General features: G+C 71.5%; 23 protein-coding genes. 9 read left to right on the top strand and 14 right to left on the bottom strand.

Annotation, left to right across the window (positions count from 1 at the left end; genetic code table 11):
* Window positions 1-199 precede the first annotated feature (199 nt).
* Together ACWD12_RS15655 and ACWD12_RS15660 are read left to right on the top strand one after the other, a co-directional pair.
* Window positions 200-2188, top strand: a complete 1989-nt coding sequence (locus ACWD12_RS15655; RefSeq protein WP_450099969.1) for an ABC transporter ATP-binding protein — start codon at window positions 200-202, stop codon at window positions 2186-2188.
* Window positions 2185-4014: an ABC transporter ATP-binding protein gene (locus tag ACWD12_RS15660; RefSeq protein WP_450099970.1), complete on the top strand. Its 1830-nt coding sequence runs from the start codon at window positions 2185-2187 to the stop codon at window positions 4012-4014. Before ACWD12_RS15655 ends, ACWD12_RS15660 begins: the two co-directional genes overlap by 4 nt.
* Here the strand turns inward: ACWD12_RS15660 and ACWD12_RS15665 are convergent.
* From ACWD12_RS15665 to ACWD12_RS15715, 11 genes are all read right to left on the bottom strand, one after another.
* On the bottom strand, window positions 3990-4868 hold the full coding sequence (locus tag ACWD12_RS15665; protein WP_450099971.1) for a hypothetical protein: 879 nt from the start codon (window positions 4866-4868) through the stop codon (window positions 3990-3992). The genes ACWD12_RS15660 and ACWD12_RS15665 overlap by 25 nt on opposite strands.
* Before the next feature lie 124 nt (window positions 4869-4992).
* Window positions 4993-7053 carry an NAD(P)-binding protein gene (locus ACWD12_RS15670; RefSeq protein ID WP_450099972.1) on the bottom strand — a complete coding sequence of 687 codons (2061 nt, stop codon included), beginning with the start codon at window positions 7051-7053 and terminating at the stop codon, window positions 4993-4995.
* Between the two features lie 93 nt (window positions 7054-7146).
* Window positions 7147-7950 carry an ABC transporter permease gene (locus ACWD12_RS15675; RefSeq protein ID WP_358348273.1) on the bottom strand — a complete coding sequence of 268 codons (804 nt, stop codon included), beginning with the start codon at window positions 7948-7950 and terminating at the stop codon, window positions 7147-7149.
* 73 nt (window positions 7951-8023) lie between these two features.
* Window positions 8024-8962 (bottom strand): ABC transporter permease, encoded by a 939-nt coding sequence (locus ACWD12_RS15680; protein WP_450099973.1) that lies wholly within the window; start codon window positions 8960-8962, stop codon window positions 8024-8026.
* Window positions 8959-10089 (bottom strand): ABC transporter ATP-binding protein, encoded by a 1131-nt coding sequence (locus tag ACWD12_RS15685; RefSeq protein WP_450099974.1) that lies wholly within the window; start codon window positions 10087-10089, stop codon window positions 8959-8961. The genes ACWD12_RS15680 and ACWD12_RS15685 overlap by 4 nt, the downstream gene beginning before the upstream one ends.
* Window positions 10090-10225: 136 nt before the next feature.
* On the bottom strand, window positions 10226-11431 hold the full coding sequence (locus ACWD12_RS15690) for an extracellular solute-binding protein (protein ID WP_435839229.1): 1206 nt from the start codon (window positions 11429-11431) through the stop codon (window positions 10226-10228).
* A 405-nt stretch (window positions 11432-11836) separates the two neighbouring features.
* On the bottom strand, window positions 11837-12652 hold the full coding sequence (locus tag ACWD12_RS15695) for a serine hydrolase domain-containing protein (protein WP_358364724.1): 816 nt from the start codon (window positions 12650-12652) through the stop codon (window positions 11837-11839).
* 111 nt (window positions 12653-12763) lie between these two features.
* Complete coding sequence (locus tag ACWD12_RS15700; RefSeq protein ID WP_450099975.1) at window positions 12764-13567, bottom strand: LppU/SCO3897 family protein; 804 nt, start codon at window positions 13565-13567, stop codon at window positions 12764-12766.
* A gap of 148 nt (window positions 13568-13715) precedes the next feature.
* Complete coding sequence (locus tag ACWD12_RS15705) at window positions 13716-14231, bottom strand: arsenate reductase/protein-tyrosine-phosphatase family protein (RefSeq protein WP_358364718.1); 516 nt, start codon at window positions 14229-14231, stop codon at window positions 13716-13718.
* A 91-nt stretch (window positions 14232-14322) separates the two neighbouring features.
* A complete protein-coding gene (locus tag ACWD12_RS15710) occupies window positions 14323-14751 on the bottom strand; it encodes a (4Fe-4S)-binding protein (RefSeq protein WP_450099976.1) in 429 nt (142 codons plus the stop codon).
* Between the two features lie 50 nt (window positions 14752-14801).
* Entirely contained in the window at window positions 14802-15107 is a 306-nt protein-coding gene (locus ACWD12_RS15715; RefSeq protein ID WP_358364712.1) for a GNAT family N-acetyltransferase, read from the bottom strand.
* A gap of 126 nt (window positions 15108-15233) precedes the next feature.
* Between ACWD12_RS15715 and ACWD12_RS15720 the strand changes: the two genes are divergently transcribed.
* Entirely contained in the window at window positions 15234-16106 is an 873-nt protein-coding gene (locus tag ACWD12_RS15720; RefSeq protein ID WP_358364709.1) for an SDR family NAD(P)-dependent oxidoreductase, read from the top strand.
* A 210-nt stretch (window positions 16107-16316) separates the two neighbouring features.
* Window positions 16317-17114 (top strand): restriction endonuclease, encoded by a 798-nt coding sequence (locus tag ACWD12_RS15725; RefSeq protein ID WP_450099977.1) that lies wholly within the window; start codon window positions 16317-16319, stop codon window positions 17112-17114.
* Here ACWD12_RS15725 and ACWD12_RS15730 read toward each other — a convergent pair.
* A complete protein-coding gene (locus tag ACWD12_RS15730) occupies window positions 17043-17267 on the bottom strand; it encodes an FmdB family zinc ribbon protein (RefSeq protein ID WP_450099978.1) in 225 nt (74 codons plus the stop codon). The two genes, ACWD12_RS15725 and ACWD12_RS15730, sit on opposite strands and share 72 nt — an antisense overlap.
* Before the next feature lie 266 nt (window positions 17268-17533).
* Between ACWD12_RS15730 and adh the strand changes: the two genes are divergently transcribed.
* The 3 genes from adh to ACWD12_RS15745 all read left to right on the top strand — a co-directional run bounded on the left by adh (window position 17534) and on the right by ACWD12_RS15745 (window position 21025).
* Window positions 17534-19051 carry an aldehyde dehydrogenase gene (adh, locus tag ACWD12_RS15735; RefSeq protein WP_450099979.1) on the top strand — a complete coding sequence of 506 codons (1518 nt, stop codon included), beginning with the start codon at window positions 17534-17536 and terminating at the stop codon, window positions 19049-19051.
* 50 nt (window positions 19052-19101) lie between these two features.
* Complete coding sequence (locus tag ACWD12_RS15740) at window positions 19102-19485, top strand: DUF779 domain-containing protein (protein ID WP_450099980.1); 384 nt, start codon at window positions 19102-19104, stop codon at window positions 19483-19485.
* Between the two features lie 397 nt (window positions 19486-19882).
* Window positions 19883-21025, top strand: coding sequence for a steroid 3-ketoacyl-CoA thiolase (locus tag ACWD12_RS15745; RefSeq protein WP_450099981.1), 1143 nt, complete (start codon window positions 19883-19885; stop codon window positions 21023-21025).
* A 74-nt stretch (window positions 21026-21099) separates the two neighbouring features.
* Here ACWD12_RS15745 and ACWD12_RS15750 read toward each other — a convergent pair whose 3' ends face one another.
* Window positions 21100-21657 carry a hypothetical protein gene (locus ACWD12_RS15750; protein ID WP_450099982.1) on the bottom strand — a complete coding sequence of 186 codons (558 nt, stop codon included), beginning with the start codon at window positions 21655-21657 and terminating at the stop codon, window positions 21100-21102.
* A gap of 249 nt (window positions 21658-21906) precedes the next feature.
* Between ACWD12_RS15750 and ACWD12_RS15755 the strand changes: the two genes are divergently transcribed.
* Window positions 21907-22518 (top strand): hypothetical protein, encoded by a 612-nt coding sequence (locus ACWD12_RS15755; RefSeq protein WP_450099983.1) that lies wholly within the window; start codon window positions 21907-21909, stop codon window positions 22516-22518.
* A gap of 21 nt (window positions 22519-22539) precedes the next feature.
* Here the strand turns inward: ACWD12_RS15755 and ACWD12_RS15760 are convergent, their stop codons facing one another.
* A complete protein-coding gene (locus tag ACWD12_RS15760) occupies window positions 22540-23613 on the bottom strand; it encodes an MBL fold metallo-hydrolase (protein ID WP_450099984.1) in 1074 nt (357 codons plus the stop codon).
* 280 nt (window positions 23614-23893) lie between these two features.
* Here ACWD12_RS15760 and ACWD12_RS15765 point away from each other — a divergent pair, with 280 nt between their 5' ends.
* Window positions 23894-25351, top strand: a complete 1458-nt coding sequence (locus tag ACWD12_RS15765) for an aldehyde dehydrogenase (RefSeq protein ID WP_358364057.1) — start codon at window positions 23894-23896, stop codon at window positions 25349-25351.
* Window positions 25352-25441: the final 90 nt, after the last annotated feature.

Here is a 25441-nt window from a genome sequence, read left to right on the forward strand (position 1 = left end):
CCCGGCGGCGCGGGAGCCGTCCTCGCGACCCGTCCGGTCCGGTGCCGGGACAGGCCACGCACCTCACGGTGACGGGGCCGTCGCGCTTTCCGTCAAAGGAACGGTCAAGTGGTTCCGCGCCCGCCAACTTGCTTGCAACACCCGCCGATCTCTGCCAACTTGCGCGTTACCGAGATCGACGGGACGCGACGGGGGACACGTGCGCGATCGGTTCTATTTGCTGGCACTTCTGCGGCCGCTGGGCCCGCGCGTGATCGCGGGCCTGGCGGCCTTGATGCTTGTGGTGAGCTTGCTGCCCGCGGTCACGGCCGGGGCGATCGGCTGGCTGGTCGCCCGCGCCACCGTCATCGTGCGCGACGACGCGAGCCTCACCGGGCTCACCGCACCGCTCGTACTGGTGGCCGTGGCCCTGGTCCTGGACCTCGTCGCGCCGGATCTGCTGCAGGCGTTCCGCGACTGGGCCGCGTTGCGCGTCAACGGCGCGGTGCGGGCACGCGTACGCCGGGCGCTCTCCTCGCCCGCGGGTATCGCCCACGTCGAGGACCAGACGATGCGGGACGCCGCCGGAATGCCGGCCGTCGACACCGGGTCGATCAACCTGGGTACCGGTGTCGAGGGCCAACTGTGGCTGCTCGCCCGCTTCTTCGGGGCTGCCGCGGCCACCGCCCTGGTCGCGCTGTACTCGCCGTGGCTCGCGCTCTTCGTCCTCGCCTGCATGCTGGTGCAACGCGCCGTCCTGGTCCGGCAGTACACCAAGGTCGTCCGCGAACTCCCCAAGATGAACGCCGCCAAGCGCGGCGCCGACTACTGGGAGCAGGTGGCGGGCGGCGCAGCCGGCGCGCAGGAGTCCCGCGTGTTCGGCTTCGGGCCTTGGGCCACCCGGGAGTTCGGCCGACACGCGGACGCACACGCGGACGTCATGCGCCGCTTGACGCAGTCGGCGCTGGCCAGCCACTGGGCGGTATTCATCCTCTCCTCGGTCGGCGCGGGGGTGCCCTTCGTCCTCATGACCATCTCGGCGCTCGACGGTGACCTCACGCCCGCACGGCTCGCGACGACGCTGGGCGGTGTGCTGGGGCTTTCATCCATGGGAGTCATGGGGTTCGAGGCGGTCTACATCGCGGCGGCGCTGCGCCAACTCGACGCGCTGCGCGTGGTCGACGGGCTGCTGCGGGCCCCGGCGCCGACGGGGCACCCCGAGGGGCACCGGCAGACCGCCGCCGAGGCGGTGCGTTCCCCGGGAACGGGCGCGTCCGTGGTCTTCGAGGACGTCTGGTTCCGCTACCCCGGCACCGAACGCGACGTCCTGCGCGGCCTCGACCTGACCGTCCCGGCCGGCGACTCGGTCGCGATCGTCGGCGAGAACGGCGTCGGCAAGACCACGCTGCTCAAGTTGATGTGCGGGTTCTTCGCACCGACGCGCGGCCGCATCCTCGTCGACGGGATCGACGTCAACGCCGTCCCGCCGGAACTGTGGCGGGACCAGATCGCGGTCGTGTTCCAGGACTTCGTACGCCTGGAGCTGTCCGCGCGGGACAACGTCGGGCTGGCGGCGCTGGGCCGGACCACGGCGGCCGGGTCGGCACGGAACGAGGCGACGCCGAACGAAGCCGCGTTGCGGGAAGCCGCGTTGCACGAGGCGGCCCGCGCGGTCGGCCTCCTCGAACGCATCGAAGCGCTGCCGCACGGATGGGACACCGTGCTGTCGCCCGCGTACAAGGGCGGCGGCGACCTCTCGGGCGGGCAGTGGCAGCGCGTCGCCCTCGCCCGCGCGCTCTACGCGGCGCGCGAGGGCGCCCGCATCCTCGTCCTCGACGAACCGACCGCCGCACTCGACGTCACCGCCGAGACGGAGTTGTTCGACCGCCTCATGGAAACCGCCCAGGACCTCACCAACATCGTGGTGTCGCACCGCTTTTCCACGGTCCGCCGGGCGGACCGCATCGTGGTCGTGCACGACGGCCGGGTGGCCGAGGACGGCAGCCACCCGGAACTCATGGCGCTCGGTGGGATGTACCGCAAACTCCACGAACTCCAGGCCGAACGCTTCCGCGACGAAGCCCGCGAGGCCGCCGATCCCCCAGTCGGTCCCCCAGCCGATCCCCCAGTCGGTCCCGCACCGGGTCCCGCGGCCCGCCACACAGCCGCCCCGGCCGCCCGCACCGCGCGCGAGGAGGACCGCACATGAACGTCACCTGGCGCGGCATAGCCGACGGCGACACCGTGCGGCCGGCCCCGACGCGCAGGCGCCGGCGGATCCTGCGCGAAGCCGTCACACACGGCCGCCCCGGCCTCCTCCGCTCGGCCGCCCTGATGATCGTGCTGGTCAGCCTGGCCGGGGCCGCGACCAGCCTCACCCTCAAGGGCATGGTCGACGGCGCCGCCGAGGGTGCCTGGGGCTACGCCCTCACTTCGGCCGGCATCGCGGCCCTCGCGGCCGGCGTGAACGGCGCCTGCCTGCGCGTCTACGGCAACACCCACGACTCGCTCGCCGCCACCGTCGGCGCGCGCATCAACACCGAGACGGTCCGCATCACCGGCGACATGCCCGGCACCGACCACCTCGAACACTCTGAGTACGCCGACCAGATCGCGCTGCTGCGCAAGGGCGGCGCCCCGCTGGTCCGGGCCGCCTTCTCGATCGCCGACCTCGTCTCGCTGGCGGTACGCGTCCTCATCGCCGTCGCGCTGCTCGCCTGGGTCCACCCGCTCCTGGCCGTGGCGCCGCTGCTGGCGGTCCCGTCGGTCCTGCTCGCCGGGCGGGCGCAGGCACACGTCGAACGTGCGGCGCTGGACGCTGCCGAGCACGTGCGTACCGCAGACCACCTGCACGGCCTGTTCACCCACCCGACCGCCGCGATGGAGATGCGCGTCTTCGACTGCGCGGACGCACTCGACCGCCGTGCGGACGAGGCATGGGCCCGGGCCGCCCGCATCCGCCTCGGGGGAGCGGTCCGCGCGTCCGCAACCGCGGTTGCCGGATGGCTCGTCGTCGCGGCCGGGTACGTGGGCGCGCTGCTCCTGGTCGTCGCCGAGGCCCGGGCCGGCCGCGCCACGCCCGGCGACGTCCTCCTCGTCGCCCAGGTCCTCGTGCAACTGCGCGGCAACGTATCGGCGTTGGCGACCACGACGCGCCAGGTGAGTGCGGGGCTGCGTATGGCCGACCGGTACGCATGGCTCGTCGACCGCGCGGCCGAGGAGCATGCCCGGTACTCCGGGACCGCCGCCGTCCCCGACGGACTGACCGCCGGAATCCGCCTCGAAGGCGTGCGCTTCAGCTACCCCGGGGCCGCACGCCCCGCCCTGGACGGCGTCGACCTCGTCCTGCCGGCCGGGCGGACCGTCGCCGTGGTCGGTGTCAACGGTGCGGGCAAGACGACCCTGGTGAAGCTGCTCTGCGGATTCCACCGCCCGGACGGCGGACGCATCACGGTGGACGGCACCGACCTCGCCGACCTCGACATCGCGGCGTGGCGCGCCCGGACATCCGGCACCTTCCAGAACTTCCTGCGGCTGGAGACGAGCGTTCAGCACAGCGTGGGGGCCGGTCTGGCGGAGCGCATGGACGACCCCGCCGCCGTCACCGCGGCGCTGCGGCGCGCCGACGCGGAGGCCCTGCTCGCGCGTTGGCCGGAGGGCCTGGAAACGGCGCTCGGCCGGTCGTACCGCGAGGGGGCCGAACTGTCCGGCGGGCAGTGGCAGAGGCTGGCTGTGGCGCGCGCGATGATGCACCCGGCGCCGCTGCTGCTGGTGCTCGACGAGCCGACCGCCGCGCTCGACCCGGTCGCCGAGCACGCGTTGTACGAGCGGTACGTCGGGGCCGCCGCGCGCGTACGCGAGAACGGCGGCACCGTGCTGCTGGTCGCCCACCGCTTCTCGTCGGTCCGGATGGCCGACCTGATCATCGTGATGAACGGCGGCGGGGTCGAGGACATCGGCACGCACGACGAACTCGTGGGACGCGACGGCAGCTACGCGCTGATGTTCCGTCAGCAGGCCGCCGCGTTCGCCTGACCGCTGTCGCCGTCGGCGGGATCGGGGTCGCCGCCCTCGCCGAACTTCGCCAGCGCCATCGCCCCGGCCACCGCGCACACGAACCCCGCCGCCGCGGCGGGCGCGAACCCCGGCCGGCTGTGGTCGCCGAGGAAGATGATGCCCGCCGCGGCGGGCAGCACCGTCTCGCCCACCACCAGGGCCGCCGCGACGGCGGTGACCGCGCCGCCCTGGAGCGCCGTCGCGTAGATCAGCATCGTGACGACGGCGGCCAACACCAGCGCCCACGTCGCCGGGTTCGTCCACAGGTCGCGCACCGCCACGTCGGTGAGCACGCGTCCGGCGAGCGCGATCAGGCCGAAGCCGAAGCCGGCCGTGAGCCCGAGCAGACGCGAGCGCCACGGCTCCGTGCGCCGGGCCGCCCACACGCCGAGCAGGACGATCACCGCGACCGAGCCGAGCAGCGCGTACCGGAACCCGTCGCCGGTCTCGGCGGGCCCTTCGCGGCCCGCCGACAGGCCCAGCAGTGCGAGCCCGACGCACACTGCGAAGATCGCCCCCCACTCGCGCCGCCCGAGGACGACGCCGAGCAGCGGCACCGCGACCACCGCGGTCACCGCGAGGTTCGCGGCCTGCGCCGCCTCCACCGCGAAGACCGGGAGTTCCGCGAGAGCCACCAACTGCGCGGCGAACCCGGCGAGGTCGAGCAGCGTGCCGGCCACGAACGGCCACTGCCGGAACACCCGGACCAGCAGTCGCGGGTCGAGCCCGCCGCCCCCGGTCTGCCGCACGCGGCGGCTGCCGAGCGCCTGGAGGACGGTCGCGACCCCGTAGAAGAAGGCCGCCGCGACCGCGGCGAGCAACGAGACGATCATCCCGTCACGCTAGGTGGCGCACGCCGCCTGGCACCGGCATGACACGTCCCCCAACGGGGGTCCTGCGCCCGCGCCGCACCACCCCCGTACCGCCCCCGGCCGGCCCCGCGCTGCCCGGCTCCGCTCAGTGCCGCGGCAGCGAGTGCACCGCCCGGTACGCCTGGTCGATGGCCGCGTCGGTGTAGGCGAAGGCCGCCGAGTCGGCGTTGGCGATCGCGATGCGGCCGTACGTCCGGCGGCCGATGCCGAAGGGCATCTCCTCGTCCGGACCGATCGGGTCCCACAGCGACGAGTACTCGTACGCGTACCCGTGCGGCCACCGGTTGACGGTGATCGCGGCGATGTCCCGCGCCGGGTCGAAGCCGCCGCCGGACAACGAGCGACCCAGCATCTCGCGCAGTTCGCGCTCGTACGTCTCGAAGGTGGTCCGGTACAGCTCCGCCCGCCCGGCCTTGTGCTGGGTGCGCGCCGGAAGCCCCTGGCCGGGCTTGGTCGGCGCCTTCGACACGTGCACGACAACCGGCTCGGACGGGTCCCTGGAGAAGCGGTAGTCGCCGAGCGACACCGGGAAGTCCAGGCCGAAGCCCTCCCAGTACATGCCCGGCGTCCGCGCTCCCTCGATGCCCAGTTTGGTGAAGGCGCGCCAGTTGTTCAGCACGACGTTCGTGTACACGAGCGGGACCTTGACGCAGTAGGCGAGGGCCGCCTTCTGCTCGGGCGGCAGTTCGGGCACCAGGTACGGCACCATCGTGTTCCAGCAGGCCATCACGACGGCGTCGGCGCTCACCGAGTAGGTGCGCCCGCCCCGCGCGTACGTCACGGTCACGCCGCGCGGCCTGCGCACCGGGCCGTCGTGCGCCACGTGCACCGCGGTCGACCCGAGCCGGATCCGCACCCGGTTCGAGGACCGGTCGAGCTTCGTGTAGTCCGCGCGGGCGGTGACGATGTCCTCCATCGTGTGCCCGCGCAGCACGTCCGGCACCAGGCTGCGCACCAGCAGCCGGGCCACCGAGGCGTTGCCGTCCGGGAAGTGGAAGATGTACGGCTCCTCCGACTCCATGGCGTGCCGCGGCGTCTTGCCCAGCCCCGGGTACGGCGTCGGCGCCAGGTTCAGCCCCTGGAAACCCGGCTGCCACGTCGCCCAACAGTCGAGCGCGGACACCGCGTCGATGCCGACGCCCCACAGGCCGTGCGTGTCGCGCTGGAGCATCAGCCGGACCTCGGCGCCCACGCGCAGTACGTCACGCAGGTACGCCTCGTAGCTGATACGAATCAGCTTGGCCTTCTTCTCGTCGTCGGTCAGCCCGGCCAACGGATCCGCGGGGTCGGAGAACAGCCGCACCAGGTCGGCGCGTCCGGCCTCGGAGAACGGCGTGCCGGCGGCGAACGCGGCCGGGTCGCCGAACCCGCTGCCCTTGACGAGCACGTCGCGGCCGAAGGCCTCGCGGTTGAAGAACGTGGCGTCGCCCAGGCCCCAGCGCTCGCCGAAGCCGCCGTCGTACGCCTTGTAGAACTTCTGCGTGTCCACCCCGAGCGCTTTGATCAGGCCGCTCGCCTCGGGGCTGTAGGTCGCCGGGCCGTCGAGCGACTGGGTGCCGCCGTAGCCGATCAGTTTGCGGCCGCGGACGGTGAATTCGTTGCGCCGCGCGTGGCCGCCGAAGTCGTCGTGGTTGTCGAGGACGAGGATCCGCGCCTGCCGGCCGTGGCGTTCGCGGTGGAACCACGCGGCGGCGAGGCCGCTGATGCCGCCGCCGACCACGACCAGGTCGTACTTCTCGCCGGTGGGGACCGTGCGGCCGGGCTTGAAGGTGCCGTCCCGTACCTCGTGGGCGGTCTCGAACGAACCGGGCTGGCTGCCGCGCAACCCGGTGAGCCCGGGCGGGTACGGCCCGCCCTGCCCGTCGCCGTGCCCGTAACCCGGTCCGCCGCCGTGGCGCGGCGCGTCGGCGGCGGCCTGGCCGGTCATACCCGGCAGTTGCATGGCGGCGAGGGCCCCGGCGGTGACCGCCATGCCGTTGAGGAAGTCGCGGCGCTGGATGCGCCGGTGCATGCCGAGCTCACGGTCGCGCGCCGGATCGGGTGAGGACGGCGCGGCCGACGAGTAAGGCAGGGTGGCCGAGGCCGACGCGGAAGTCGGGGTGTCGGTGGAGTCGGACGGCTCGGGAGTACGGCCTTTTTCGGGCATGGCAAAGCCCTTCGGGTCGTTCGGAATTCCCATGACGGTGCGTGTGTCCGGAGCCGGAACGCGGACGACGGCCGCGTCCCGGCGCGCGGCCGGTCAGACCTTCGCGCGGTTGCGCCGCCCGACGATCTGGCCGGCCACCACGATGGCCACCGCCGCGAGGAGCATGGCGGAGCCGATCACGTTGATCTGCGGGGGAGTTCCGCGCTGCGCGGCACCCCAGACGAACATCGGGAACGTGACGGTGTCCGGGCCCGCGTTGAAGTTGGTGATGATGAAGTCGTCGAAGGACAGGGCGAAGGCGAGCATCGCGCCCGCGGCGATGCCGGGCGCGGCGAGCGGCAGCGTGACGCGCAGGAAGACCTGGACCGGCGATGCGTACAGGTCCCGGGCGGCCTCTTCGAGCGCCGGGTCCATGCCGAGGATGCGGGCCTTGACGGCGGTGACCACGAAGCTGACGCAGAAGGTGACGTGGGCGATGAGGATGGTGGTGAAGCCGGCGTCCATGCCCATGCTCAGGAACAGCATGGCGATCGACGCGGCCATCACGATCTCCGGCATCGCCATCGGCAGGAAGATCAGCGAGTTGACGACGCCGCGCGCCCGGAACCGGTAGCGGGCGAGGGCGAACGCCACGAGGGTGCCGAGAACGGTGGCCAACAGCGTCGCCAGGATGGCGATCTTGAAGCTGAGCGTCAGCGAGTCGCACATGCCCGACACGCCGCACGGGTCGCTCCACGCCTCGGTGGAGAACTGCGCCCACTCGTAGTTGTAGCGGCCCTCGGGATCGTTGAACGAGAAGACCATCACGACGACGTTCGGCGCCAGCATGTAGACGAGCGTGCCGAGGCCGCACAGGACGACCAGGTTGCGCCGGATCCAGCCCACCACGGTGCTCACGCCCCCACCTCGCCGCGCCCGGTGGCCGCGTACCCGAAACACATACTCCGGTTGACTCGTCGGCTTCGCTCGCTCACACCAGGTCCTCCGTTCCGGCGCGGCGGATGTAGACGGTGACGATCGCCAGGATGACCGCCATGAGCACGAACGACAGGGCGGCGGCGGTGGGGTAGTCGCGTACGCGCAGGTACTCGGACTGGATGACGTTGCCGATCATCGTCTCCCGGGTGGTGCCCAGCAGTTGCGCGTTGATGTAGTCGCCGGACGCCGGGATGAAGGTGAGCAGCGTGCCGCCCACCACGCCGGGCATGGACAGCGGCAGGGTGACGCGGCGGAAGGTCGCGGCCGGGCTCGCGTACAGGTCGCGGGCGGCCTCGTGCAGGCGCGGGTCGATCCGGTCGAGGGACGCGTACAGCGGCAGGATCATGAACGGCAGGAAGTTGTACGTGAGTCCGGTGACCACCGCGAGCGGTGTGGCGAGCACACGGTCGCCCTCGGTCAGCCCGAGCGTCGCGGTGGCGTCGGTGATGTGCGCCCAGTTGAGGAAGCCGACGACGGTGCCGCTGTCGGACAGGATCGTCTTCCAGGCCAGGGTGCGCACCAGGAAGCTGGTGAAGAACGGCGCGATCACCAGGACCAGCAGGAGGTTGCGCCACCGCCCGGCCCGGAACGCGATCGTGTACGCGAGGGGGTAGGCCAGCACGAGGCACAGCACCGTGGCCACGCCCGCGTAGTAGACCGAGCGCAGGAAGTGCTCGTCGTACGCCTTGAACGCCTCGCTGAACGTGTCCCACGCCCACGTCACGCTGAAGCCGCTCTCCAGCGACCCCGACGACACCGACATCTTCGCCTGGAAGTACAGCGGGACGAGGAAGAAGAACACCAGCCACGCGATGCCGGGCAGCAGCAGGAGGTAGGGCGTACGCCGCAGTTCGCGTCCCGCGCGGATCAGCAGTGACGGCGGGGGCGGGGCCTCCGGCGGCGCCGCCGGCTCCTCGGTCAGGGCCGTCACAGCGCGTCCTCCCCGGTCCCGGCTTCCAGGTCCTGGGCGGCGTCGAGGCCGAAGCCGTGCCGGGGCGACCAGTGCAGGACGACCTCGTCGCCCACCCGGGGACGCTCGTCGTCGCGGTTCTGGGCGAAGACCACGAGTTCGTGCCCGCCGGCGGTGCGCACCCGGTACTCGGTCGAGACGCCGATGAATGCCGCCTCGGTGACCGTGGCACGCAGGTGGTTGAGGCCGTCGACGCCCTCGGGGAGGGCCTTGACCATGCTGATCTTCTCGGGGCGTATACCCATCACCAGCTTGTCGCCGGTGGCGGCGCTGCGGTCGGCGGGCAGCGTCATGCGGGTGCCGTGTACGTCCAGCAGCAGGTCGGCGCCGCTGCGGCCGGCGACCTCGGCGGGCAGCAGGTTGGACTGGCCGAGGAAGTTGGCGACGAAGGCGGTGCGCGGGGACTCGTACAGCTCGGCGGGGCTGCCGAGTTGCTCGATCATTCCGCCGTTCATGACGGCGATGGTGTCGGCCATGGTCATGGCCTCTTCCTGGTCGTGCGTCACGTGCACGAAGGTGATGCCGACCTCGGTCTGGATGCGCTTGAGCTCCAGTTGCATCTGGCGGCGCAGCTTCAAATCCAGGGCGCCCAGCGGCTCGTCGAGCAGCAAGACCTGCGGGTGGTTGATCAGCGCCCGTGCCACCGCCACCCGCTGCTGCTGGCCACCGGACAACTGCGCCGGCTTGCGCCTGCCCAGTTCGCCGAGCTGCACCAGTTCGAGCATGTCCTTGACCGGGCCGGCGATATCCTTGCGGCCCTTGCGGCGCAGCCCGAACGCGACGTTCTCGGCGACCGTGAGGTGCGGGAACAGCGCGTAGCTCTGGAACACCGTGTTGACCGGCCGCTTGTGCGGGGGAAGCCGGGTGACGTCCTGGCCGCCGATGACCACCCGGCCCGAGGTGGGCTGTTCGAGGCCCGCGACCATCCGCAGCGTCGTCGTCTTGCCGCACCCGGACGCGCCGAGGAGGGCGAAGAACGACCCCTCCGGGACGGTCAGGTCGATGGGCCGTACGGCGGTGAACCCGCCGAACCGCTTGCTCAGGCCGGTCAGTTCGACCCGGCCGGCGTCGCGCCCCTGATCCTTCATGCTGATCCTTACCTGGTTGCCGGGGGCATGCCGAGGGGCGAAGCCCCCGGCGCGACCCCTCCGTGCGGTCGCGTCCGCGGGGTCTCGTCCGCGGAGTCCGGTGACTCCGCCCTCGGTCGGGCGATGGGCGGCTGCGTCAGACGCCGATGACCTTGGCGAAGGCCTCTTCGTACCGCGTCTCCTCGTCCTCGGTGAGGGCCCGGAACGTGTGCGCCTTGGCGGCCATCGCCTCGGACGGGAGCACCAGCTCGTTCTTGCCGATCTCCGGGTCGAGCTTCAGCAGTTCGTCGCGGACGCCGACGACCGGCGAGATGTAGTTGATGGACGCGGTCAGCTTCGCGGCGACGTCGACGCGGTAGTAGTAGTCGATCAGCTTCTCGGCGTTGGCCTTGTGCGCGGCCTTCGTCGGGATCAGCAACTCGTCGGTGCCGATGGGGTATCCGTGCTCGGGCACGGCGAACCGCACGGACGGGGTGTCCGCCTGGAGCTGGATCAGGTCGCCGGACCACGCGAGGCATGCGGCGATGTCCCCGGCCTGCAGCTCCTGCGCGTAGTCGTTGCCGGTGAAGCGCCGGATCTGGCCGCTGTCCACCGCCTTCTGGATCTTGTCGATGGCGGCCTTGTAGTCGTCGTCGGTGAACGACTCGGTCTGCTTGCCCATGCCCAGGAGCACCATGCCCACCGTGTCGCGCATCTCCGTCAGCAGGGCGACCTTGCCCTTCAGCTGCGGGTTGGTGAGCAGGTCGTCGACGGTGGCGGGGACGAAGCCGCGGGTCGCCTGTTCGTTGTACGCGATCAGGGTGGACAGCTGCGTCCACGGGTACGCGAACTCCCGGTTCGGGTCCCATGAGTTGCCCTTGTAGCGCGGGTCGAGGTTCTTGACCGCCGTGGGCATGTTGGCCGGGTCCATCTTCTGCACGTACCCGCGGCGCACCAGCGTGGAGGCCAGCCAGTCGGTCAGCACGATCAGGTCGCGCTTGGTGTCCGAGCCCTTCGCGAGCTGCGGCTCGATCTTCGCGTAGAACTCGTTGTTGTCGTTGATGTCCTCGGTGTACTTGACCTTGAGGCCGGTCTCCGCGGTGAACGCGTCGAGCGTGGGGTGCTTGTTCTCGTCCTGCTCGTCGACGTCGATGTAGAGCGGCCAGTTCGAGAAGACGATGTCGGAACCGCCGCCGCTCCCGCTGTCGTCCCCACAGGCGGTGAGCAGGCCACCGGCGGCAACGGCCAGGCCTGCCGCGGCACTTCCGCGCAGCATCGTGCGCCGCGATATCGCGGCGCGGACCGCGGCGCCGCGGCCGGAGACGATGTTGCGGACGGCCGCCGCGCGTACCGGGGCGGACATCCGGTCGAGTGCGTCGTCGAACTCGGGGCCGAGGTCGGAAGGGGAACCGGATCTGATGTCCCGGGAGTTCATGCGGCGGACCTCCTGGAGGGTGTGGTCGCCCTGCAGCGCGGGGAGAGATGCGTGACGTGCCGGGTGCGTGCGGTGCGTGGGACCGAGGGGATGGACCGGGCGGTGCGTCTGAGCGGGCCGAGAGGGTCGGTTGCGGACCCTGTTCCGCTTGGGCATGAACGATTCCGGTGTGCGATCCACTCGGGCAATGGACACAGTGTCAATTCCGGCCACGGAAATTGACGCCCTGTCAGTTTCTCTGGCGTGTCGCGTTCCAGATGTTGCGACACTTCCGGTATATCCACCGGCGGCCCGACGGTACGGGCGGACGCGCGGTTGGTGCGTCGGCCCCGGTCAGCCTGCCAGTTCTGCGAGCACCCCGTCGTTGAACGGCGGCCAGGCCTCGATCGCCCAGGTGCCGAAATCGCGGTCGGCGAGGCACACGGTTGCGGCGCCGGCCTGCGGATCGACCAACAGGAACGTGCCACGCTGCCCGAAGTGGCCGAAAGTCGCCGGTGAATTGCGGGCACCGGTCCAGTGCGGGGACTTGTGGCCGCGGATCTCGAAGCCGAGGCCCCAGTCGTTGGGTCGCTGGAGGCCGTACCCGGGGACCACGCCGTCCAGGCCGGGGAACGCCACCGACGTCGCCGCGGCGACGGTCTCGGGCGCGAGCAGCTTGGGGGCCATCAGCTCGGCGGCGAACCTGGCCAGGTCGTCCACCGTCGACACGCCGCCGGACGCGGGGGAGCCCTCCAGGCTGCTGTCGGTCATGCCCAGCGGCCGGAACACCGCCTCGTTCAGGTACACCGGGAACGGGATGCCGCAGGCCTCCTGGACATGCCGGACCAGCACCTCGAAGCCCGCGTTGGAGTAGATGCGGCGGTCGCCCGGCCGGGCCATGACGCGCTCGTGGTCGAACGCGTACCCGGCCGTGTGCGCGAGCAGGTGCCGCACGGTGGCGCCCTCGGGCCCGGCGGGCTCGTCGAGTTCGACGCCGCCCTCCTCGATCGCGACCAGCACCGCGTAGGCGGTCAGCGGCTTGGTCACCGAGGCCAGCTGGAACCGCATGCCGGTCGGGCCGTGCGTGCCGAGGACGGCACCGTCGGCGCCGACCACGGCGGCCGCGGCGTTCGGCACCGGCCAGGACTCGATGACGCGCAGGCTTTCCACACGACGAGCCTACGGGGCAAGCCCCGCGGGGGAGCCGTCAGGGCGCACTCCGCCGCGTCACCACTGCGTCACTGCGTCACTGCGTCACTGCGTCACTGCGTCACTGTGTCATCAGGGCGACATGCCCGGGGTGAACATGATGCCGCCGGATTCGATCATGCACAGCACGAACGGCTGGGGGCCGGGGTACGCGTACGTCGCCACCGCGACGGACGGACAGCCCTCGGCGGAGGTGGCGCCGTCGAGGCGTACCAGGAGCGTGTAATCCGCCTCCGGGTCTGCGCAGTCGACCGGCGACACGCGCGGTGCGGACTCGGTCCCGAAGTTGCGCAGGCAGTCCCCGACGACCGCTTCGGATATGCCGCGGGTGTCGCCGTCGTCGTCGGAGGAGCTGAGCGCGATGGTCAGCAGCATTGCCACGAGCAGCAGCGGGACCACGACGAGGGTCGCCGCCCAGGGGCGCCGGTGCAGCGGGCGTCCGGCCGAAAGCGGCGGGCGAGGGGCGCCGGGGCGCGGTGTGTCCAGCTTCAGGGCCCGGTCGCGGGCACGCAGGTTGGTGACCAGCACGAGCGGCCCCACCAGCAGCGACCACGCGCTCCACCAGCCCTTCTTGAGGGTCTGCTCCTGCGCGTCGCGGAATGCGGCCAGTCCGCAGTCGCGGCAGCGTACGGCCTTCTCCTTGTGCGTCGACATCAGGAGGACGAGGCCGACGTGCGAGCGCAGCGTCGCCTCGACCGCGGGGTACGCGCCGCAGATGGCGCAGACCGGCCCGCCGCCGAGTTCGGCGTAGTACGCGGGCAGCGCGTCCGGCGCTTCGGCCGCGGGCGTTTCGGCGGCGGGGGCTTCGGCCGCGAGGGCGCCGGCGGCCGGGGTCCGCGGCGAGAAGGGATTGCGTCCGTGGGGAGGTTGCGTCACAGGGGGACCTCGTCGGGCGTGGGCGGGGAAAGGCCCGAAAGTAGCGTCCCGAACGGTCATTTGACAGTTTCCCGCGGTCGCCGCGACGGCTTCCTGCCGCTATGCCCGCAAGATCCGTTCCGGTTGCCGGGCCGGGCCCCGGGCCCGGTCAGTCGCCGAGGAGAGGGAGCGCGGTGCGCATCAGGGTGTCGATCTCGGCCGCGCACGCGAGGTAGTCCTCGACCTCGCCGCCGCCGGGGTCCTCGACGTCCTCCCAGGCCGGGTCGATCTCGGCCCCGGCGAGGCCGAGGCCGGCGACGCGCCCGGCCAGCGGCCCAGGGCCCTTCGGCAACGTGGCGACGAGCCGGTGCAGCGTCGTCGTGCGCGCCGCCGCCTCGGGGTGGTTGCGGCGTATGTACGCGACGTGCTCGCAGGCCAGCGCCACCACCACGTCGGCGGCCGCGAGGTGGTCGGCGGTCAGCTGCGTACCGCGGTGCGCGTCGGCCTGGAGGCCCAGGGACTCCAGGGCCCGGCGGGTGCGCCAACTGATCGGCTGCCCCTCGATCACGAACGTCCCGGCGGTGCGCACCCGCCACGCGGGGCGCTCCCGTTCCGCCAGCACCCCGGCCAGGACCGAGCGGGTGGCGTTTCCGGTGCAGATGAAGAGGAGCGAGGGCACGTCCATGGTGGAAGGCTAGCGCCGTGACCGCGGCGGGCGTGCACACGGCCCGTGTCCAGGGGTGGTCGGGCGGGCCCGGGTCGCGTTCAGGTGCGGCTCACGTCCAGGTCTTGCCCTGGAGGAGGCAGTCGTTGCTGCCGTCGCAGTAGGGCTGGTTTCCGGTGTGACCGCAGCGGCACAGGGCCGCGCGGGTTTCGTGCGTGTGCTTGCCGTCGGCGGTGCGCAGCACCAGGTGGCCAAGCAGCACGAAGGGGCCGCCGGGCACCGCCGTGACGGTGGTCGGGTGCACCGGTGTCTCCGGGGCGTTGCCCTTGGGGGTGTAGTGCAGCGCGCCGCTGGGGCAGCGCGAGATGACCTCGCCGATCTCCTCGGGCGAGGCCGCGGACGCGTCGACCCAGGGTTTGCGGCCGGTGTCGAACACGGCGGGCAGCCCGCGCACACACTCGCCCGAGTGCAGGCAGCGGTGCGCGTCGAAGGTCACCGTGACGTCTTCGGCCTCGTAGATCTTGGCTTTCGATTCGGTCATGGTCGTCTCCGTCCTCGCCCTCCGCGGACCGGAGCCGGTGAGGTCGGCCGTCAGCCGGCCGCCTCGCCGCGCGGGTCCTCGACGAGGAGGTCCTGGTACTCCGGGTGGCGCTCGATCCAGCCCTTCATGAAGGGGCAGAGCGGGAGGACACCGCGCCCCGAGGCGCGGACGTCGTCCAGCGCGCCCTTCAGGAGCTTGCCGCCGAGCCCCATGCCCTCGAACTTGTCGGATACCTCCGTGTGGGTGAACACGGTCACCTCTTCGGTGGCCATGTACTCGGAGTACCCGGCGGTCTGGCCGTCTACCCGGACCTCGTATCGGTCGTTCTCGGGCAAGTGAACGACGGTGACGTCCATCAGGGGGCCTCTTTTTCGATCGGCTCGGCGGGGATGCGGGCGCACCCGAAACTACTCGGACCATTCGACCGTACGACCACCACCCGCGCGACCCGGCGCTTGACCTGTGCGGGCACTCCGGTAAACATGCCTGTATCTGACGGGGCGTCATATTTGGAGGAGATGGGCGTGCTGGATCCCGAACCCCTGGCCGGACGCGTTGCTGTGATCACCGGAGGCGGGGCCGGGATCGGCGGCGGAGCCTCGCGCCTGCTGGCCCGGGCGGGCGCGCTCGTCGTCCTCAACGACATCGACGCCGGGTACGCCGAAGCCGCCGCCAAGGACATCGCCGACGCGGGCGGCCGGGCGGTCACCGTGGTCGGCGACATCCGTGAGCCGGCAACCGTCGCGCGCCTGCGCGAGGCCGCCCTCGCGGCCACCCCCGAAGGGCGCGTCGACGTCCTGGTCAACAACGTCGGCGACTACCGCCCGTCGTCGGTGTTCCTGCGCAGCACCGAAGAGGATTGGGCCGCGTCGCACGCGATCAATTTCGAGCACGTCCTGCGCGTCACCCAGGCGCTGCTTCCGCCGATGATCGAGAGTGGCGGGGGCAGCATCGTCAACGTCTCGACGGTCGAGGCGCTGCGCGGCATCCCGGGGTGCCCGGTCTACTCGGCGTACAACGCGGCGGTCATCGCGTTCACCAAGAGCCTCGCGGTCGACGTCGGCCGCAAGGGCGTCCGCGTCAACTGCATCGCTCCCGACATGGCGCAGACGCTGCAGACCCCGCGCGAGCAGATGCTGCGCGGCCGCGACGAGAAGCTGATCCAGTCGTGGATCCCGGTCGGCCGCTTCGGCGAGCCGGACGAGTACGCCCAGGTGGTGCTGTTCCTCGCGTCCGACGCGTCGTCGTACGTCACCGGCCATGTGCTCCCGGTCGACGGCGGCACCACGGCGGCGAGCGGCTGGTACGGCAGGGCGGACGGCCGGGGCTGGACCAACCTGCCCGACCAGGCGTAGGGCGGATCCGGGCGGCTCCTTCGCCTGCGCCGCCGACCTGCCGTTGTGGTCCGGCCCCGCTCGGGGCTGGGCCCGGTCCCGGTCCCGGCCCCGCCCCTGCCCCGTCCTGCCCCGGCCCCGCAATTCCGGGAACCGCCATGCGACTTCGAACGTCAGGGCGGGTATCAGGCCACGGAGTGCACTACCGGGACCGACAGGGGGCAGACGGAAATGGCAGTACGCGCGGGCCGTGCAGGGGCGCGGCGTTCACCGGGATGGCTGGCGGCGCTGCTGGTCGGCGCGGAGGTGCTCGCGGTCGGTGCGTGGGCGCTGATCGAGGCGGCGGGCGTCGACCAGGAGCCCTACCTGCTGGGCGTCTACGGCGGCGGGGCCGGCATCGCGGTCATCGTGCTGTGGTGGTTGTTCGCGCGCGACACCCGGCCCGTCGAGGTCGTCCGCCGCCGCGAGAACCAGGACCGCGATGCCCGGGCCGCACTGTTGCGGCTGGACCGCATGGACCCTGTACGCCTGGGCGAGCACATCGCGGAACTGTGCCGCCGCGACGGCCTGTCCGAGGTCGAGGCCGTGCGCGTGCACGACGACGCGCACTCGGTCGACGTCACCGGCGTTCTGGCCGACGGAACGGGCGTCGTCGTGCGGTGCCGCGCGGTGGCCGGCGCGGCGACGGTGTCCGGATCGGTGGTGGAGCGGCTGGCGGAGGCGGAGCAGCACGAAGGACGTACGCGCGTCCTCGCCACCACCGCGGGCGGCTTCTCCCGCAAGGCCCACGACCTCGCCGCCGAGGAGGCCGCCCCGCAATTGCTCGACCGCCGCGCGCTGGCCCGATGGGATCTGGAAGCCGAGATCCCCGCGGCGTTGCGTGCGTCCGCGGCGGCCGACTCCGAGGCGTCGGAAGCGGCGGGCACCCGCGCGCGGCGACTGCCGCGGGCGCGGCGGTCAGCCGCAGCAGCCCCCGCCGCAGCACGCCCCGCCGCCACCGGACGGACGCGGCGCGGGAGCGGGGCCTGAGCCGAGGCCGCCGGAGATCCCGACCGCGGACAGGAGCTTGACCGTGTCGTCGTGCCCGGCGGGGCAGGCCGCGGGTGCGCTCGACTCCGACATCGGGCGGTTCACGGTGAAGGTGTCGCCGCACGCGCGGCAGCGGAAGTCGTAGTTGGGCATGGTCCGAAGCGTACCCAGCCCTTGTCCCGGACGGGACCCGCGTCGGGCCGTCGCGTGATTGCGGTGGCACGACCGGGGAGGCACGACTGCGGCGCACGACGGGCGGTCGGCTTTCACCAGTGATGTTCACCCGGATAGGTGGTGTGACGGCGTGACTACTACTAGCTTCGTCGGTACGTCAGCGTCCCCGGGACCCGCACTCCGCTCCCGACAGCCATCCGCAACTCCGTTCGTGGCGAGCACCGTCGCCGTGCCGAGGAGGACACGTGGTGTACCAGCGGCCAGGACAGCCCGACAGCATCCTCAACTTCCAGCAGAGGTACGACAATTTCATCGGTGGCAAGCAGGTGCCGCCGGTACGCGGGGAGTACTTCCCCAACATCTCGCCGGTCACCGGGCAGCAGTACTGCGAGGTCGCCCGCTCGACCGCCGAGGACATCGAGCTCGCCCTCGACGCCGCGCATGCCGCCGCCGAGACGTGGGGTCGCACCAGCACCACCGAGCGGTCCCGCATGCTGCTGCGGATCGCGGACCGCATGGAAGAGAACCTGGAGCGGCTCGCGGTCACCGAGACGTGGGACAACGGCAAACCGGTTCGCGAGGCGCTGGCCGCCGATCTCCCGCTCGCCGTCGACCACTTCCGCTACTTCGCGGGCGTCATCCGGGCGCAGGAGGGCTCGATCGCCCAGATCGACGACGACACGGTGGCCTACCACTTCCACGAACCGCTCGGCGTGGTCGGGCAGATCATCCCGTGGAACTTCCCGCTCCTGATGGCGACGTGGAAGCTCGCCCCGGCACTCGCGGCCGGAAACTGCGTGGTGCTCAAGCCCGCCGAGCAGACCCCTGTGTCGATCCTGGTGTTCATGGAGATGATCGCCGACCTGCTGCCGCCCGGCGTCGTCAACGTCGTCAACGGCTTCGGGTTCGAGGCCGGCAAGCCGCTGGCGAGCAGCAAGCGCGTCGCGAAGGTCGCGTTCACCGGCGAGACCACGACCGGACGCCTGATCATGCAGTACGCCAGCGAGAACATCATCCCGGTGACGCTCGAACTCGGCGGCAAGAGCCCGAACATCTTCTGCGCCGACGTGATGGCCGCCGACGACGACTACCTCGACAAGGCGGTCGAGGGGTTCGTCATGTTCGCCCTCAACCAGGGCGAGGTGTGCACGTGCCCGTCGCGCGCGCTCATCCAGGAGTCGATCTACGACGCGTTCATGGAACGGGCGTTGGAGCGTACCCGGGCGATCGTGCAGGGCGACCCGCTGGACCCGGCGACGATGGTCGGCGCCCAGGCGTCCAACGACCAGCTGGAGAAGATCCTTTCCTACCTGGACATCGGGCGGCAGGAAGGCGCCGAGGTGCTGATCGGCGGCGGCCGCAAGATCGTCGAAGGGCTCGAAGAGGGCTACTACGTCGAGCCGACGATCTTCCGCGGTACCAACGACATGCGCATCTTCCAGGAGGAGATCTTCGGGCCGGTGGTGTCGGTCACGACGTTCGGGGACGAGGCGGAGGCGCTGCGCCTGGCCAACGACACGCTGTACGGGCTGGGCGCGGGGGTGTGGACGCGCGACGCGACGCGCGCGTACCGCCTGGGCCGCGAGATCAAGGCCGGGCGCGTGTGGACGAACTGCTACCACGCGTACCCCGCGCACGCGGCGTTCGGCGGGTACAAGGCATCGGGCATCGGGCGCGAGACGCACCGGATGATGCTCGACCACTACCAGCAGACCAAGAACCTGCTGGTCAGCTACAGCCCGAAGAAGCTCGGGTTCTTCTAGGAGACACGAACTGGAGCCCGTCCGGGGCTTCAACCGGGCCGGAGGCGCGCATGTTGGAGAAGGTGGCGATCACCCCGGCGGCGTCCGCGCTGCTCGGCGAACTGGCCGAGCGGCACGGGCCCCTGATGTTCCATCAGAGCGGCGGATGTTGCGACGGCTCGTCGCCGATGTGTTACCCGCTCGGCGAGTTCCGGGTCGGTGACGCGGACATCTACCTCGGCGACGTCGCGGACACGCCGTTCTACATCAGTGCCGCGCAGTACGCGTACTGGCGGCACACGCACCTGACCGTCGACGTCGTGCCGGGTCGCGGAGGCGGGTTCTCGGTGGAGGCGCCCACCGGGTTCCGCTTCCTGATCCGCTCGCGCGTGTTCACCGACGAGGAGGCGGCGGAGCTGGAGTCCGAGCCGGTGGTCACCGGGCCGGCGCGCTGACCGCGCGCCGGGTCGTGTGCCGGGGTCGTCTGCCGGCCTGACCGGTGCGGGGGCGTAACCGGTGTGCGGGTGTGACCGCGCGTCGGCCCCCGGTCCGGTGAGCGAGGTCACAGAGCGTCTGACGGTCCGTCGGGGCGGGCATATGAGGGTGCCGCCCACCCCGACGCCGGACTCCCTTATCCGGCAACGTTTCTGACGGTGCCTCATGACAACGTCCAAATGCCACAAAGGCCGCCTTGGGGTCGCCTATATGCCTCTTTTGTTGGTATTTAGGTAAGACAGTTAGGAGCATGTCAACCTCTTGTGCGGGTCCTTGCGGCGGAGTTAGAAACCCCTCACGGCCGGAACGACGCCGGATCAACGCGGCTCCGGTGCGGCCGAGAGGAAAGGACCTGTCATGGCTGAACCCGTCATCGTCGAGGCGGTGCGCACGCCGGTCGGCAGGCGCGGCGGCGCCCTGTCGGGGCTGCACCCGGCCGAGCTGCTCGGCCAGACGTACCGCGAGCTGCTGGCCCGCGCGGGAGTGCACGACGACATCGTCGAACAGGTCGTCGGCGGCTGCGTGACCCAGGCCGGCGAGCAGAGCGCCAACGTGGCGCGCAACGCGTGGTTGGCGGCCGGGCTGCCGTACGACACCGCCGCCACCACCGTCGACGCGCAGTGCGGCTCCGGCCAGCAGGCCGCCCACTTCGTCGCGGGCCTGATCGCGGGCGGCACGATCGACGTGGGCATCTCGTGCGGCGTCGAGTCGATGTCGCGCGTACCGCTGGGCACCGCGAGCGCCGCGGCCGGGAGCCCTTACCCGGCCTCCTGGGACATCGACCTGCCGACCCGGTTCGAGGCCGCGGAGCGCGTCGCACGCAAGTACGGCGTCTCCCGCGAGGCCGCCGACGGCCTGGGCCTGCTGTCCCAGGAGCGGGCCCGGCAGGCGTGGAACAACCACCGCTTCAAGCACGAGACCTTCGGCGCCAAGGTCCCGGCGGGCGACGGCGCGTGGCACCTGGTCGAGGAGGACGAGGGGGTACGCGACACCTCGTTCGACGCACTGGGCGCGCTCCGTCCGGTGCTGCCGGCCGGCATCCACACCGCGGGCACCGTCGCACAGATCTCCGACGGCGCGGCGGCAGTTCTGTGGTCCTCCAAGAAGTCCGCCACCGCCCTCGGCCTGCGCCCCCGCGCCCGCGTCGTGGCCCAGGCCCTGGTCGGATCCGACCCCTCGCTGAACCTCGACGGCGCGATCGCCGCCACGCGTACGGTCCTCGGCCGTGCCGGAATGAGCCTCGACGACATCGACCTCATCGAGGTGAACGAGGCCTTCGCGGCGGTCGTCCTGGCCTGGACGAAGACCTTCGACGCGGACATGTCCAAGGTGAACGTCAACGGCGGCGCGATCGCCCTCGGCCACCCGGTGGGCGCGACCGGCACCCGACTGCTCACCACCGCCCTGCACGAACTGGAGCGCACCGACAAGGAGTTCGCCCTCATCACCATGTGCGCCGGCGGCGGCCAGGCAACCGCAACCCTCATCCAACGCCTCTGACCCCCACAGGTGCCCCCGCCTCGACGGGGGCACCCGCATACCCGCGGGCGGCGGCGGCGCGGCACCCGGGTCGCCTACTCCAGCGGATACCACGCCGTGGTGTCGATCGTGACACCGAACGGTTGGGGCAGTACGACCGGATCTCCGAACTCCCAACTCGCGACCGCCGCATAACCCCCGTCCGCTGCGTGTGGAGGCCCGAACAACGTTGCCCGGCACGCCTCCGGCGCCGCATCGACCACCAACCGAAACGGCGACGACGCCCTGGGGCCCGCGCGGTGGCGTTCCTCGACCTCGCGGTTGTGCTCCCGGAAGAAGGCGGGGGACAGGACGTCCACGGTAAGGCTCGTCGGGACGCCGTCCTGCGGCGCGGCGGCCGCGTCGGCGACGGGTGTGACCACGAGTGCCGGGCTCTCGTCACCGCGTACCGACGACAACGATCCTGACGCCGCGACAGCCTCCTCGATGGACCTCACGATGGCCTCGTAGCGCAACTCCGGCCGCGACGTCACGTAGATGTCTCCGTCAATGACCTCGACCCGCCAGCCGCCGTCGGGCAGGCGCAAATGCTCCGCCAGTTCCTTGCGCAGCCACAGGTCGATGGGGCTGCGCGGCACCGGCAGACCGATCACGTTCGCGAACCTCACGCGGATTCGCCCCCAATCTGGCGCCTCCTCCGGCTCCGACGCGAGAACACTAAGCGTGTTTGATCGAACACGCGTGGCGAATAGCGGAGTTCGGCTTCGGAACCGGTTGGGTGGGTGGGGCGTCGAAGTGGCCTGGGGCGTGTTGGGGGCGGGATGCGGCGGGCTTTGGGGCTGGTGTGGGTGGTGGCCTTGTCGGCGGTGCTTGGCGGGTGTGGGCGGAGCGGGGACGCGCGGGTGGGGGCGGAGCCGGGGCGGTCCGACGGGGTCTTCTCCGAGCCCCGGGTGATCCCCGCCCGGGACGCCGTCGACTGGGTGAGTTACGGCGACCACGTGTTGGTCGTGACCGTCACCGGGGAGCGCGACGGTCCGGAGGGGCCGTGGCTGCGCGTGGTCGACATGCGGGTCGACGAGGCGGTGTGGAGCCGCGAAGGCGCCGCCGTGCCCGGGGTATTCCGGTCGTACGCGGCCGGGGTGCGGGCGCGCGACGGGCGCCCGCCCTACGCCCTCGTGGGGGAGCCGCGCTACGAGGTCGGATCGACGTACGTCGTCGCGGTGTTCCGGGCGGAGCGGAGCGCGGCACCCGACGGCTGGGTGGTCTTTTCCGGACTGCCCTGCCAGGGCGGGCGGATCGCGGAGGGCGAGGTGGCCGGCGGGGCGGCGAATGCTGACGGGGTGATGGCTGCGGTCGGGGGGCGGGACGTGGCCGCGCTGCATGTGCTGCTGGCGGCCACGCCGCCGGATCCGGTCAGCCTGAAGTACCTGCATTTGGACGGCGCGGCGCGGTTCCAGGCGACGGCCGCGGAGAGGTCGGAGAGGTCGGGGAGGTCTTTGGGGGTGGCGCCGTAGGGGGTTCGATGCGGTGGGCGGTTACGACGCTGTGTAGCGGATCGGGTCGTCGAGGGTGGCTGCGCCGGCTTGGCCGCGTTTGATGAGGTGGCGCAGGTGCGCCGCCGCTTCGCTGAGGGCGATCTGCCGGTTCTGGGCGTTGAGTTGCTCCCAGGGGCGGTTCCAGTCCATGCCGACCGCGATCTCCCACAGGGTCAGCGGCGCGGCCACGAGCCGGGCGCGCAGGTTCGCGAGGCGCGTCTCGTGGAAGGCGGTGATCTCTTCGACGCGGGCGGCCGCGTCGGTGAACAGGTGCTTGTGGGCGGGCAGTACGCCGGTGACCGGCATCGAGGCGACCTTGGCCAGCGAGGCGAGGAAGTCGCCCAGGGGGTCGGACTCCTCGGTGTCTTCGTACAGGCCGATGTGCGGGGTGATGTCAGGCAGCAGGTGGTCGCCGGAGAGCAGGCGGCCCGCGCGTTCGCCGGCCGGGCCGATGGTTTCTTCGAGGTGCAGGCACACGTGGCCCGGGGTGTGGCCGGGGGTCCACACGATGCGGACGTCGCGCCCGGCCACATCCGCGAGTTCGCCGTGCACGAGGGTGCGGTCCGGGGTCGCGAGGCGCATGCGCGGCTTCCTCGCGATGGAGGCGGTACGCAGGCCGGTGAGGTCGTCGAGCGCCGACTGCGGTGCCCCCGCGGCCTGCAGGATCGCCAGGTGGTGTTCGAGCCACTGCGAGCGCGGCGCGGTGTTGAAGAGGTGCACGTGGGCGGCGTCCGCCTCGTGCATCGCGAGCCACGCCCCCGACGCGTCCACGATCGCCTGCGAGAGGCCGTGGTGGTCGGGGTGGTTGTGGGTGACCAGGACGCCGTGCACGTCCGTGATGGCGGTGCCGATCGACTCCAGGCCGGAGGTCAGCGCCGCGAGCGAGGCCGGGTCGTCCCAGCCCGCGTCGACGAGCACGGGTCCGCGCTCGCTCTCCAGGACGTACACGAGGGTGTTGCCGAGCGGGTTGTCCGGGATCGGGACAGGGATGGTCCACACGCCGCCGCCGAGGTCCGTGGCGGACACGGTGGATGACGCCTTGTCAGGTGCCTTGTCGGGCTCCGTTGCCGCCATGGCGTCCTCCCCGGGTCGGTGCACTATGCACGATTCTAGTGCGCAATATAGTTGACGAGGTCTAGTAATTCCGCGGGGGGTGGTTTGCAGGCCTTATGGGACGCTGGGTGAGACTCCAGTCTCATTGGTACCGGGAATCCGTTGTTACCACCGCGTCCAACTGGTATCTGTTCTACTCGGCTTTCTTTTTCTCGCGGACGCGTGACTCACGGCGACCGACATCCGGGCAGCCGGCCCGGAGCCGGCCCGCAACACCCCGCAGCAGCCCCAGGAGGACCAGGTGACGGACGTGTTGGACCACGGTCAACTGTTCATCGGCGGAAGCCTCGTCGATCCGCACGGGTCGGACGTCATCGAGGTGGTGTCCCCGCACACCGAGCAGGTCATCGGGCGCGTGCCGCACGCGTCGAAGGCCGACGTGGACGCCGCCGTCGCCGCGGCGCGCAAGGCGTTCGACCACGGCCCGTGGCCGCGCATGACGCTGGAGGAGCGCCTGGAGGTCGTCGGGCGCATCAAGGACGCGTTCATGACGCGGTACGAGGAAATCGCGAAGCTGGTCAGCTCGCAGAACGGCTCGCCCTACTCGTGGAGCATCTTCGCCCAGTCGATGGGCGCCGGGATGCTGTACGACACGGCCATCAACACCGCCCGCGCGTACCAGTGGGAGGAGCGCCGCGCCGGCGTGCTCAACCCGCTCGTCGTACGCCGCGAGCCGGTCGGCGTCGTCGCGGCCGTCGTGCCGTGGAACGTCCCGCAGTTCGTCACCGCCGCCAAGCTCGGCCCGGCCTTCGCCGCGGGCTGCACGGTGGTTCTGAAGCCGTCCCCCGAGACGCCGCTCGACGCGTACATCCTGGCCGAGATATGCAAGGACGCGGGCTTGCCGGAGGGCGTGCTCAACATCGTCCCGGCCGACCGCGAGGTCAGCGAATACCTCGTCGGCCACCCGGACATCGACAAGGTCGCGTTCACCGGGTCGGTCAACGCCGGCAAGCGCATCATGGAGGTCGCGGCCCGCAACCTCACGCGGGTGACCCTCGAACTCGGCGGCAAGTCCGCGGCGATCATCCTGCCGGACGCCGACCTCGAGCACACGGTCACCGGCCTGATGCCGAACGCGTACATGAACAACGGCCAGGCCTGCGTGTCGCAGACCCGCATCCTGGTGCCGCGCAGCCGCTACGACGAGGTCAGCGAGCGCATCGCGGCGTGGGTGTCCGAACTGGTCGTCGGCGACCCGCTGGACGCCGCGACGCAGGTCGGCCCGCTGGTCGCGGACCGGCAGCGGCAGCGCTCGCTCGACTACATCGCGATCGCCCAGGACGAGGGCGCCAAGCTCCTGGTCGGCGGCGGCCGCCCGGCCTCGCAGCCCACCGGCTGGTACGTCGAGCCGACGCTGTTCGGCGACGTGGACAACGCGATGCGCGTCGCGCGCGAGGAGATCTTCGGCCCGGTCGTGTGCCTGCTGCCGTACGGTGACGAGGCGGAGGCCGTGAAGATCGCCAACGATTCGGAGTACGGCCTGTCGGGCAGCGTGTGGACCGAGGACATCGAGCGCGGTCTCGACGTCGCGCGTCAGGTGCGCACCGGGACCTACTCGGTCAACACCTACGGGGTGGACTTCAACGGCCCGTTCGGCGGGTTCAAGAACTCCGGGATCGGGCGCGAGTTCGGCCCCGAGGGCCTGGCGGCGTACGTCGAGAGCAAGTCGATCGCGATGCCCAAGGGCTACGAGGGCTGACGGGCCCGCACGGCGCGGCGCGGGACGGCGCGAACGGCGCGGAACGGCCCACGCCGACGGCACCAAGGAGCCACCGGCCCGACCGGTACG

The sequence above is a fragment of the Streptodolium elevatio genome (genome assembly GCF_053592165.1).

Coding starts and splice junctions, on each gene's coding strand:
- ACWD12_RS15660 (WP_450099970.1), top strand. CDS start 2,185: ATGAACGTCACCTGGCGCGGCATAGCCGACGGCGACACCGTGCGGCCG.
- ACWD12_RS15665 (WP_450099971.1), bottom strand. CDS start 4,868: ATGATCGTCTCGTTGCTCGCCGCGGTCGCGGCGGCCTTCTTCTACGGG.
- ACWD12_RS15670 (WP_450099972.1), bottom strand. CDS start 7,053: ATGCCCGAAAAAGGCCGTACTCCCGAGCCGTCCGACTCCACCGACACC.
- ACWD12_RS15685 (WP_450099974.1), bottom strand. CDS start 10,089: ATGAAGGATCAGGGGCGCGACGCCGGCCGGGTCGAACTGACCGGCCTG.
- ACWD12_RS15690 (WP_435839229.1), bottom strand. CDS start 11,431: ATGTCCGCCCCGGTACGCGCGGCGGCCGTCCGCAACATCGTCTCCGGC.
- ACWD12_RS15705 (WP_358364718.1), bottom strand. CDS start 14,231: ATGGACGTGCCCTCGCTCCTCTTCATCTGCACCGGAAACGCCACCCGC.
- ACWD12_RS15710 (WP_450099976.1), bottom strand. CDS start 14,751: ATGACCGAATCGAAAGCCAAGATCTACGAGGCCGAAGACGTCACGGTG.
- ACWD12_RS15715 (WP_358364712.1), bottom strand. CDS start 15,107: ATGGACGTCACCGTCGTTCACTTGCCCGAGAACGACCGATACGAGGTC.
- ACWD12_RS15720 (WP_358364709.1), top strand. CDS start 15,234: ATGCCTGTATCTGACGGGGCGTCATATTTGGAGGAGATGGGCGTGCTG.
- ACWD12_RS15725 (WP_450099977.1), top strand. CDS start 16,317: ATGGCAGTACGCGCGGGCCGTGCAGGGGCGCGGCGTTCACCGGGATGG.
- ACWD12_RS15730 (WP_450099978.1), bottom strand. CDS start 17,267: ATGCCCAACTACGACTTCCGCTGCCGCGCGTGCGGCGACACCTTCACC.
- ACWD12_RS15740 (WP_450099980.1), top strand. CDS start 19,102: ATGTTGGAGAAGGTGGCGATCACCCCGGCGGCGTCCGCGCTGCTCGGC.
- ACWD12_RS15745 (WP_450099981.1), top strand. CDS start 19,883: ATGGCTGAACCCGTCATCGTCGAGGCGGTGCGCACGCCGGTCGGCAGG.
- ACWD12_RS15760 (WP_450099984.1), bottom strand. CDS start 23,613: ATGGCGGCAACGGAGCCCGACAAGGCACCTGACAAGGCGTCATCCACC.